This window comes from Nostoc sp. UHCC 0251 (assembly GCF_034932245.1).
In the GTDB taxonomy this organism is placed as follows: domain Bacteria; phylum Cyanobacteriota; class Cyanobacteriia; order Cyanobacteriales; family Nostocaceae; genus Nostoc.
The window spans coordinates 51,382-62,744 of the sequence record NZ_JAYGHD010000006.1 but is presented as its reverse complement, the minus strand read 5'-3'; the positions used below and the strand labels follow the sequence as shown (position 1 = coordinate 62,744).

10 protein-coding genes are annotated in these 11,363 nt (G+C 41.2%); 1 reads left to right on the top strand and 9 read right to left on the bottom strand.

The genetic code is table 11. The features are described 5' to 3' along the window. Positions 1-56 precede the first annotated feature (56 nt). The 6 genes from phnD to VB740_RS01835 form a co-directional block, all read right to left on the bottom strand. Complete coding sequence (gene phnD / locus VB740_RS01860) at positions 57-926, bottom strand: phosphate/phosphite/phosphonate ABC transporter substrate-binding protein (RefSeq protein WP_323198390.1); 870 nt, start codon at positions 924-926, stop codon at positions 57-59. Positions 927-1,408: 482 nt separating this feature from the next. Beyond that, complete coding sequence (locus VB740_RS01855) at positions 1,409-2,863, bottom strand: NAD(P)/FAD-dependent oxidoreductase (RefSeq protein ID WP_323198389.1); 1,455 nt, start codon at positions 2,861-2,863, stop codon at positions 1,409-1,411. A gap of 145 nt (positions 2,864-3,008) precedes the next feature. After that, entirely contained in the window at positions 3,009-4,109 is a 1,101-nt protein-coding gene (cobD, locus tag VB740_RS01850; protein WP_323198388.1) for a threonine-phosphate decarboxylase CobD, read from the bottom strand. Between the two features lie 26 nt (positions 4,110-4,135). Next, positions 4,136-4,420 (bottom strand): HU family DNA-binding protein, encoded by a 285-nt coding sequence (locus VB740_RS01845; RefSeq protein WP_010998076.1) that lies wholly within the window; start codon positions 4,418-4,420, stop codon positions 4,136-4,138. A 555-nt stretch (positions 4,421-4,975) separates the two neighbouring features. Further along, complete coding sequence (locus VB740_RS01840) at positions 4,976-5,674, bottom strand: Crp/Fnr family transcriptional regulator (protein ID WP_323198387.1); 699 nt, start codon at positions 5,672-5,674, stop codon at positions 4,976-4,978. A 4-nt stretch (positions 5,675-5,678) separates the two neighbouring features. Continuing rightward, positions 5,679-7,076 (bottom strand): amidase, encoded by a 1,398-nt coding sequence (locus tag VB740_RS01835; protein WP_323198386.1) that lies wholly within the window; start codon positions 7,074-7,076, stop codon positions 5,679-5,681. Positions 7,077-7,284: 208 nt separating this feature from the next. On the opposite strand from VB740_RS01835, the gene VB740_RS01830 reads away from it, so the two are divergent. Next, positions 7,285-8,745: a hypothetical protein gene (locus tag VB740_RS01830; protein ID WP_323198385.1), complete on the top strand. Its 1,461-nt coding sequence runs from the start codon at positions 7,285-7,287 to the stop codon at positions 8,743-8,745. Between the two features lie 26 nt (positions 8,746-8,771). Here the strand turns inward: VB740_RS01830 and VB740_RS01825 are convergent, their stop codons facing one another. The 3 genes from VB740_RS01825 to VB740_RS01815 all read right to left on the bottom strand — a co-directional run bounded on the left by VB740_RS01825 (position 8,772) and on the right by VB740_RS01815 (position 11,304). Continuing rightward, on the bottom strand, positions 8,772-9,416 hold the full coding sequence (locus VB740_RS01825; RefSeq protein ID WP_323198384.1) for a hypothetical protein: 645 nt from the start codon (positions 9,414-9,416) through the stop codon (positions 8,772-8,774). A 255-nt stretch (positions 9,417-9,671) separates the two neighbouring features. After that, the gene (gene map / locus VB740_RS01820; protein WP_323198383.1) at positions 9,672-10,499 is read right to left on the bottom strand and encodes a type I methionyl aminopeptidase; all 828 of its coding nucleotides are present in this window, start codon (positions 10,497-10,499) and stop codon (positions 9,672-9,674) included. A 280-nt stretch (positions 10,500-10,779) separates the two neighbouring features. Then, entirely contained in the window at positions 10,780-11,304 is a 525-nt protein-coding gene (locus VB740_RS01815) for a cupredoxin domain-containing protein (protein ID WP_323198382.1), read from the bottom strand. Positions 11,305-11,363: the final 59 nt, after the last annotated feature.

Sequence of the window (11,363 nt, the reverse complement as noted above, 5' to 3'; positions counted from 1 at the left end):
TCTTGCTCTAGCCTTTCTATTTTTTGATCTTTTTCTTCTGGACTCATCCTTGAACATTACCATCTTTCCTCCCTCACGGGAATATCCCTGACTTTCCTACCTGGGCAGTTACGAATTAACTCAGGAGATAATTTTTGAGAAATTACTATGGGGGAATGAGGTATAGGCGCAGATTCCCATATAACTCTGGAGTTTTGAGATGTAAGCTTACCCATTTTTTGCCGTTTTAAATAGGAGGAAATATTAGTGACAGAGGCATCAACAATGCCATCTTCTAATGCTCCTATACTCTTACTATGGCTACCCGCAAAAATGACTTGAGTAAAATCTCGATTAGGATTAATTTTTAGTTTTTTTAAAGTTGCTGTTGCCATCAAATATCCAGAAGTGGATGATTTATCTACAAAAGCAACGCGCTTGCCTTTGAGGTCTTTGATAGTTTTTATCGGGCTGTCTGCCTTGACTATAATGCATGAGCGATACCAAGGTTGCCCTGTATGTTTATCGATAGGAGCAACTAAAGGTTCAACTTTAGCGCCCTTCTCTACAGCTTCAAGATAGGTAACTGGCCCTAAATAAGCTATATCGAGTTTACCTTGCACCAACCAATCAACAACTTCCTGGTAATTCTTAGCAATCTGGAAATCAACTTGCCTTCCCAAGGATTTTTCTAAGTAATCGTCTAGAGGCTTAACCATCCGTTCTTGTTCTGTGCGGCTTTGGGTAGGTAGCACCCCCATTTTTAAAGTAGATAAATGATTTTTGCTGCTGACTGCACTATCTAAAATAGACTTATGCTTGCTAAATATGTTTTTAGTACAACCTGCACCCAGTAATGTCAAAATCACTACTAAAGTTAGAAATCTACTTTTATTTAATAAGCGATTTCTAGGGTATTGCTGCTGCGTACCCACGTATTTCTCCATAAAAACAAAGTACAAATATATGGCGGAAAAAGTGAAGGGCTGTAGTTGATGGACCATGAAGGTTGCAACACAGACCTTAGTAAATTTATTTTTCCCTTAAAAAATGTAAAGATAACAATTTCTATTTAAAAAAGACGTAAGTAATATAACAAACGTTAATTCTAGAGCTTTTTTTACTCAACTTGTAACTTTTCAAATACCCTCTAAGATTTTGATTTTACTCGACAGAGAGCTTTTCTAAACCGCCAAAGACTTAACGAAACTTGCCTATTCTTTATTCTAGTGTTGAATCACTTGGAAGCTTTGTATAACACTGGGCAACTCTTAGAGACGCTAAAAGCGAATGCCCCGCTACGCTAACGGGCTATGTGTCTCGATACAATTCTTATGTGAAACTGGCTTTAGACTCATAAATAAAGTTTTTACTGATGTTTCTTTAATAAGTGCCTTTGGCTCTCGGTGCTGAAGCCTTTCTTTGTAACTCACAAATTCCAATTGCGGCGGAAATGGAAGAAGCCTTCTAAAAACTCTTGCAAAGCAATATTGCTATTTAACCTTTGCTTACTCCACTCTCTTGCAGCTTGTTCCAGAACTTCTGAAAAACTCGGATAGACAGGAGATAGATTTGCTAAATCTTTGACTTTAATTTTTTGGGATATTGCCAAGGCAATCAAATTAATTAATTCTCCAGCTTCTGCTCCTAATATCGCAGCTCCCAAAATTTCGCCGTTGCGTAGCACTATTAATTTACACATACCAGTGGTTTCGTCCCGGATTTGGGCTGCTGCCACTGTTTTAAAATATTGTCGCAAAACTAAAACTTCATCTCGACTAAATTGACGTTTTGCCTGCGCCTCTGTTAAACCGACTTGCGCCACCATCGGCACAGAAAACATCGCCCAAGGAATGGAGCGATAATTTACTCGTAACCTGGGGAAAACGAGTGCATTGTTCAGGGCAATTTTTGCTTCATAATTAGCAATATTGGCAAAGTCGTAACCACCAATTACATCACCACAAGCGTAAATGCGGTGGTTAGTGGTTTGCAGTTTATCATTCACCACCAAGCTACGCCGATGCCATTTCACACCTACTGCTGCCAAATTTAGAGATTCAAGATTCGGCTGTTGTCCAGCCACCACTAAAATTTCATCAGCTTCAATGGCCTTATCTCCTGCTTGAATCCACTTTTTATCCTCAATTAGCCTCACTTGAGTTACTGGTTTATCAGTGAGGACGCGCACACCTTCGACTTCCAACTGTGCCTGAAGCAATATGGCTATTTCAGGGTCAATATTGGGTAGAACATAGGGATGCTTGACTACCAGTGTCACACTACAACCAAACCGGGCTAAAGTTTGAGCGATTTCAATGCTTTGGGGAATTCCGCCGATAATGACCCAATTTTTGGGTAATGTTGGTCCCTGTAAGGATTGCCAAATATTAGATAGTGTTAGGTAGCCAGTGGCTTGCAATCCTTCAATCTCTGGAATTTCTGGACGCGAACCACTGGCCAACAAATAAGTACGGGCGCAAAGTAGGCGATTGTTAACGGCAAAAGCCAATTGGGGTGAAGATTGAAATTGACCACTGCCAACGATGACATCTACCCCCAGCGCGGCTAGGATAGCTGGAGAATGCTGTTCTTTGAGATTTGAGGCGACGCATTGAGCATACAGCATAGCTTCTTGCCATGCCATAGATATGTGGCATTTTTCTGAGGTACCAGTGTGTGTGGCATGAATGCCAAAACTAGAAGCATCATTCAACTTCTGCGCCAGTTTACCAATTTCGGTAAGAGCATGGTGATGAGTAAACCCATAGTCTACTTTAGGTTCCACCAGGGCAACTGTAGCACGTAGTTGGGTTGCAGCAAGGGCAGCGTAGTATCCAGCAAGACTGCCGCCAATAATTACAACATCGTAGTCAATAGTCATTTGTCATTTGTCATTTGTTATTGGGCATGGGGCATTGGGGATTGGGAATAGGGCATTGGGCATTGGGCATTGGTTATTTATTAACTCTGCTCCCTCTGCTTCCTCTGCTTCCTCTGCTCCCCCTGCCTTCCCTACTCCCTACTCCCTACTCCCCACTCAGCGCTGTTAGTAAGCGTTGGTTATCGGACTCTTCACGTACAGCAACCCGGAAAAAGCGATCGCCTAGTTCTTTAAAACTAAGGCAATCGCGGATTAAAATCTGGTGATACTTGAGTAATTGTTGCTGTAACTGCAAAGTAGACTCTTGGGACTCAACCAATAAAAAGTTAGCAGCACTTACTTGAGGTTGTAATCCTGGTATTTCAGCCAAACCCTGAAAGAGTTGGTTTCGTGCAGGTGGTAGCCATGTCCAGGTTTGCTGCTGAAATTCCGTATCCTGGAGTGCCGCAATTGCCGCCGCCGCCGCTAGTGTGTTTACAGGCCAAGGATCACGCCATAGCTGCCATTTAGCTAGGCAGTCGGGGTGTGCGATCGCATATCCTAATCGCAGTCCTGGCAGACTGTAAAATTTGGTTAGCGATCGCAATACTACTAAATTTGCATATTCCTGTACCACCGGAATCAGGCTTTGTTCCTCATTGGGCGGCAAAAAATCCATAAATGCTTCATCCACCACTACCAAAGCAAATTGCTCTAGGTAGGGCAAAATAGAGTCCCGCGAAAATATCTTTCCAGTTGGGTTGTGGGGATTATTTAGCAATAACCCGCTTCTTCCCGGTGGAGAAAGATGAAGATGGGGAGATAGGAAGATGGGGAGGGGAGAAGCTCCTTCTATAATGCCCCTTTGTCCCTCTTGTCTCCCCAAATCAAAGGGACACTCCAGCACTTTAGCGTTGTACGCCCTCAGGGTTCGGTAGTAGTCACCAAAGGCTGGAGTGATTAAAGTTGTCGCGGCTAATTGAGCCAATTCCCTACCTATGAGAGTAAGCAATTCTGCGGAGCCGTTACCCGGCAGAATCCACTCAGGAGGCAATTGATGGAAGTGACTGAGAGCTAGTCTCAGTTCACTATAGTTTGGATCTGGATAGTGCTTAAGATTACCAATTTGGGACTTAATAGCAGCGATCGCGCTATTTGGAGGCCCCAATGGGCTGATGCTAGCAGAAAAATCCAGAATAGCATCAGGGGGACAGCTAGCTAGTGCTGCTGCCCAGGCTAAATTCCCCCCGTGTGCAGGTTGCCGCATTAAAAAAATGTTCCCAAAGACAGAATTTATGCTTTTGGGGGTGCTACCTTTTCTCTAAACAGTTTTCCTGCGGAGAAGGCAGGAACCCTCGTCGCTGGAATTTCCATTTTCTCATTTGTTTTCGGGTTGCGACCTTCGCGGGCTTTACGTTCCCGTGATTCAAATGAGCCAAATCCTACTAACGTTACCTTATCACCAGAGGAAACCGCTTCAATAATGGTTTCCAAAGCGGCAGTTAAGACTGCATCGGCTTGTTTCTTGGTAACACTAGCTTTTTCAGCTACGGCATCAACTAATTCACCTTTGTTCATGTCAAACTCCTGAAGGTTTACTTGAGATTCTTTACGGATGCACCCTGGCACATCTGTACTGAAATCTTTGTTCGCGGAAATACAAAAATCATCCTTTGGGAGTATTTTTACTCAAAACGTCTGTACATCCCATCGGCTCGACTTTTCAATGAATCATTCTAAGGTGTTGTAGCCTGATGTGGATAGATGAAACCATTAATTTATATAGATTTCAGGATTTTTTGTGATTTTAGGGTACTTGTTTCACTAAAAACCACCCCAAAAGTAGGAAAAAATACCTAGTAAAACCCACTATTACGAAAAAAACAGGGGAATGGGAGGGTGAGACATGGTTAGTATTTGTTCGGATTAATTACCAATTTTGAAGAGTTATGAAGCCTCTTAGGGGAAGCAGGGGAAGCAGAGGGAGCAGAGGAAGCAGAGGAAGCAGAGGGGGACAAGGAGAATAAATAACCCATGCCCAATGCCCAATGCCCAATGCCCAATGTCCAATACCCAATGAGCGACTTTTGCAAGAGACTCTTACGTTGCTACCAATTGTATTCGTCAGATGCTCTAATCTATATCTCCAGAAGCGATCGCATCTAATTTTTCAGTATCAAGTATTATAATGGTCCCACCTCGACTATAGGCAATCACTGACTTAAGACTTTTAATTAACCGCACACATTCTTCGTAAGTAATGCCGCTACTTCGAGCCATGCGGTAATAAGATAGTTTGACTTTTAAACAGTCGCCCTGTGAAGTAGATTCAGTTCCAGATTCAGCAGCAAAATATTGAATTAATCTGGCAAGACGAACAATAGCTCTTTCAGACACTAATCCGTGGACTGTTTCATGCAATTGCTGAATTCGACTGTTAAAAACCATCAACATTTGTAATGCAATTTCGGGATTTTGCCCAATAGCTTTTAATAAAGCATCTCGCTCTACAGTGAGAATCTCACAATCAGATTCAGCAGTCACAGTTGCCGGAGAAATTCCATTTCCTAACAAAGCAGGAGCCGCAAAAATTTCTCCAGCAGCTAGGGCGCGGAGAATCGTTTCTTTCCCCGTTATTGCTGTTTTGGTAACTTGAATTGCTCCGCTAACAACAGCATAGAGTTTTGCTGGTAAGACATCACCCTCATGCAGAATAATCTCTCCTTTGCGATAGCGTTGCACCTGAGTGTAAGGTTGCAAATTTACTTTATCTGCTGTTTCTAAACCTGCAAACACAATAATTTGCGAAAGTTGTTCCAAGGATGCCTGCATAGCCCTATATTGCAAAGGCTGGACGATGATGAATCCAAGGGTTAGCTGCTTCTAATTGGGCTGCTAGGCTAATGAGTGTGGCTTCAGCAGCAGGTTTACCAATTAGCTGCACACTGATGGGCAAACCCTTACTATCAAAGCCGACAGGAATTGCGATCGCAGGTTGTCCAGTTGCATTCGCAGGTGGACAAGGAGCAACCCACTCAATAATATTTTGGAATGTCTCTTCTGGACTCAGAGAAGCCCATTCGCCAACGCGGATAGGTGAATGTAGATAAACTGGCAATACCAGCACATCCACGGTATCGAAGAACGCCACAATTTGCCGCGCCACAATCTGCATTTGAGAAACTGCTTGGAGGTACTGGGCAACAGAACTTGTGCGGGCAAATAGCCAGCGATTCAATGGCTGCAAGGCTTCAACAGGAAGTCCTGATGCAGCTACCCCAGCTTGCCAAACGATTTGAAATGGTTCAACTAAACCGCTAAAATCTGGGGATTTCTGTTCAACTTGGTGGCCAAGTTGTTCTAATAACTGGACTGTTTGGCGGACACCTTGCTGACAGTTGGCATCAGCTTCTCCCAAAGGATAAATGCTAGTGTCAAAGGCAATTCTCAAAGCACCGAGTTTTGTCTTAGTGGCGGCGAGAAATGATGGTTCAGGATCCGGTAGCCAGTAAGGATCGCCTGTAACATAACCAGATATGGTATCCAAAAGGGCAGCAGCATCAGCCACAGTCCGGGCGATCGGGCCATTGGCGGCAATTCCAGCAAGACGTTCGCCGACGGGTGCTTTACTCACCCTGCCCCTGGATGGTTTAAGTCCCACCAAACCACAACAAGCCGCAGGCCCCCGAATCGAACCACCGCCATCAGAACCTTGAGCGATCGCACACAATCCTGCTGCTACCGCCGCCGCTGCCCCACCACTGGAACCGCCAGGGGTGTATTCTAAATTCCACGGATTTCTAGCTGGGGGGAAACCCGTAGGTTCGCTGTAAGGTAATGAACCTAATTCGGAAGTGGCTGTTTTACCGAGAATAGTAAACCCAGCTTGCTTAATCCTCGCTACAACACCATCATCATAGTTAGGGATATTGTTTAGTAATGCCGGGTTTCCAAAGGTACAGGTAACACCTGCTACAGCATTGAGGTCTTTAATGGAAATCGGCACACCAAAAAATGGCGGTAGTTCTGAGGTAGTTGTTAATAATTCTGTTTTGGCTTTGGCATCTGCGATCGCTAATTCTGCCGTCACCGTAAAATAACTTCCTAATTGGGGATTTAATTGCCCAATTCGTTCTAAATATATTTCTACCAACTCTAGTGGTGATACTTCCCGGCGACGAATTAATTCCGCCAACTCTAGTGCTGGGGTAAATGCTAAATCAACTTCATTCATAGGTTAGTGAATGGGTAATTTTATCTTTCTCTGGGATTTTGAAACTGAAATTGTTACTTTAGCAGGATTTGTGGGAATTATACGTTTTATAGCTCCTGAGATTTGTGACTAATTTAGGATGCTCAGATGCAACAGACGAGGTTATGTTCTTACTCAAGCCATTTTAATTGTTTTGCATAAACTTTCGACAAATCCCTAAGGGGTATTTATGGCTAACTTAGAAATACTTGTTAGTGAATTGCCAACACTGATTCAGAGTCTAAAACTGACTATTGGCGATTCTAATGAAATCATGGAACAAATTATCCTGATAAATAATGCTCAGGAACAACTACGGAATCTTAAAAAATTAATTGCTCAGGAATTAAGATTTGAACACAGCAAAAATTCTGCGATCGCTACACTTCCTCGAATCATTACAGTCGCTACTTTGTTTATCCCTAGTCTGGGATTAGTAGATCCAGTCATAGCTGAAAAATTCGGGAACTCAGAAACTAAAATTTCATTAACTGATTTACAATCGAAAATTGATAGCTGGATTGAATGGGGTTATTTTTTGCAAGCAATAGCCGCTGATATTCTTAGTGATATGCAACTAGTAAATCAACTAAATTCTGATATTAGTCATCTAAGCATAGCTACTGAATTTAAAGCACTTAATGAAAGCTTAAAGATTAATTCAGACTTTGGGAAAGCTAATCTTATACAACGTCAACTTCAAAATATTAGCAACGCCAACAAAGAATTATTACAGTTACAGCAAAAGTTAAATTATATTTTTCATACTATTAAAAACAGTCGTAATTTATTAAATATTTTATTAGGAGTTTCTGCTTTTTATGGTAAATCTGGCTTCGCTTTAGAGTGGTTAGATGATGACCACGAATTAATTATATCGAGTGGGGGGAAATTTCAAGAATTGACAGATATTCTCAATGATTGTGATTTCTTTAAAGAACAAATTGCTGCTTTAATTATTCAAGGCGATGCTTTAAGTGAACAAGCAGAAAAAGCCCTGAACAAGATTGAACAGGAAAGCAATAAAGAAGCAATCATTAGTCAGAAAGTAGAAATAGTACCAAAGTTTTGGACACCAAAAATAGCCCGTTCGGCTTTGATTATAGCCTCAAGTTTATTAATCTTGGGTTTTGGTGGTTGGAAAATTAAAGAGCAAAGTCCCAAATTGCAGCAGATGAGTCTTAGTTTAACTCAAGAAGGAAGTGCGAGTGCTAAGTTTAAATCTGCCCAAAAACTCGGAATGGAAGCTGCTTCTCTAGTTCAAAATCCACCGCATCCTCTAAAAGTTTGGGAAAAAGCAGAAACTAAATGGCATCAGGCAATAATCTTATTAGATAGTATTCCTGATGAAACATCAGTTTATGAACAGGCAAAGAAGAAATTAGCTTACTATCAAATTAACTACAAATCTATTAGTAAAAGAGTATTAATTGAAAAGAACGCTGTAGCAAACTTAGAATCAGCTAAAAAACTAGGAATAGAAGCTAATTTATTTCTTCAAAATTCACCTCATTCGCTACTAGTTCGGCAGCAAGCACAAGGTAAATGGAAACAGGCAATCAATTTATTAGAAGCTATTCCAAAGAGTACCTCTGTCTATATACAAGCTAAAGAGTTGCTTCCTATTTATAAAAATAATTCTGACTTCTGACTTATGGGTGCTGAATTCTTACTATTTTACGGATAATTTATTGCATCATTGCTTTGGCTACTATAGCAATCTATATATTGAGAACTAATCCAGCCTTCTCTTCCTACAACTCTGGTGTTTGAAGTATTAGTTACACGCACATTAACCCAAGGTGTTGGGGGGTCTTGAAGTGATACAATATGAGGCTGAAGTAATGTGACATTATTCCCATTATCTAAACCTGCTGTTGACTTTCCGCCAGCTGTAGCACGTAAAGCTAATTGCCCTGATTTCAAACCAGTTACTTGGCACGTTGCAGGCTTAACTTGAGCTACATTGCCAGTACATTTTAAGCTATTACTACTCATCCAACCTTCTAAGTCTTTTTCCGCAAGACTATTTGTATCGATAACCCTAACGTAAATCCAATTTTCAATCCCTTTAGCTAGTACTTTTAACTTTGCGTCTTCATATAAAGTAATTATGCCTCCATCTTGAATTTGTCCTTGCGGTTTTTGTAGGTATAAGAAAAGTGCTTCTTCATATCCTAGTTTCTTGGCTTGACAAGTCACTTGCCTATTAGCACTTTTTGGAGTAGCAGCGTTTGCTATTGGTAACAAATTAAGAGTAGAAAGCCACAGATAAAATGCAGCAAAAGAAATGTGAGGTAGAGATTTAAGAAAATTTGCCATTTTGAGTAAAGTAAGTACAAGTATTTTTTCCTACCTTATCCGTGATAAATTTCATCGTCCAGCATAATTTTACCTAAATCGATAAGGCGAAGAAGACAGGATTTAAACCTGAGTTGGTATTAATATTCTCTGCGTTCTTCTGCGTTTACCTCCGTGAACCTACCTGAAGCGCATCTACTTTCATAAAAATAAAGAGGCAAATCGCCCTATTTTGACGCTTCACCTCTCTCAACAACAAATAATTACAACTAACAATTACAGCTTAGAACGGTCAGTCAAAATCTCATAACCAGTCTCTGTCACCAACACTGTATGCTCAAACTGAGCCGACAACGAATTATCCACAGTGACTGCTGTCCAACGGTCAGATAATGTCCGGGTGTGTCTAGAACCCGCATTTAAAATTGGCTCAATTGCCAGCGTCATCCCGGCACGGAGTTTAACATTTGGCATCTCGCGGGTACGGTAGTTAAATACTGAAGGTTCTTCGTGCAGATTACGACCAACACCGTGTCCAGTAAATTCTTCGACTATACTAAAACCGTTAGATTTCACATGATCTTCAATTGCTCCGGCTAGGTCAAGCAGGTATACACCAGCCTTTACTTGTTCAATGCCCTTATATAAAGCTTCTTCTGCTACGCGAATTAATTTAGTAGCTTCTTGCGTCACTTCACCGACAGCAATTGAAATACAAGAATCGCCATGAAAGCCCTGGTAATAAGCGCCCGTATCTACTTTTAATACATCTCCCACCCGAATCACTTTCTTAGGACTAGGAATGCCATGCACTGCTTCATTATTGATACTGGAGCAGATGGAACCTGGAAAACCGTGATATCCTTTAAAACTCGGTGTTGCACCCATTTCACGGATGCGTTTTTCTGCATAAGCATCCAAATCAGCCGTTGTCATTCCTGGCTTTACTAGCTCGGAAATTTCTTTTAAAACAGTTGCCACAATTGCCGATGCTTGCCGCATGATTTCAATTTCACGCGGCGATTTAATTTCAATTCCTCGGCGTTGCTTTTTAGCAGGTGCAGGCTGAGTCGCTTGAGAAAGTAAGTTACTGAAAATGTTCATAGGAAATTAATAATTACTGGTGGCTCTGGCGCTGAAGTATTAATGCTTTCTCTAGATTACTTGAGAAATAATATCTATAATTTAAGTTATTTTAATCCCTGATAGGGATTCTTCCATTGTAGCCGCTAACGTATATATAATAACACATTCACCTACTCCTAATGTGTTGGATTTGAATCAAAATCGCCATAACTTATTTTTTGCTGCACACTATGGGACTGAGATAAATTATCTTTAATTGAAACATTAGATCGCTGTCAAATACTGAGTCAAATAATTTTTAATTTCTGATGGCAATTTCTCCAATCATACCTGCTTCCGTATGTCCCGGTATTGGACAACGTAAGCCATAAGTGCCAGATTTCAGGGGCACAAATACCCATTCTGCCTCAGCACCCGGCTTGAGTTCTAATTCGTGAATAGCTCCTTTGATTTCTACTTTGCCTGCTTGGATTTTTTGTGTCCAGATGCTATCAGCAAAATCTTTAGCAGTAAAATAGTGCTTCAGTTGGCTGGGATTGGTAAGCCTGAGTTGATAGCGTTTACCAGCCTCGAATTCTAAATGATTTGGTTCAAACTTGAGTTCGTTCGCTGAATTACCTAAGCTCACTGTAATTTCTGTGGCTGGTTGTTTGAGCAAATCACCAGACAAATTCGCCCCCATTGCTGGAGTAGCAACGATGAAATTTAGAGCTAGGAGCAACGTTATGATCACGTAGTTCCGTCGTAATATTTGCACCCAAGCAGGAGTTGGTAAAGTAAGAGATTTAATTACAATTTTGTAAAAATGGTTGTAAATTTTCATCACTAGTTCTCAAAAGGCAATACTAATGAGCAGGAACAATTAATAGGCAGTGGGAAAAA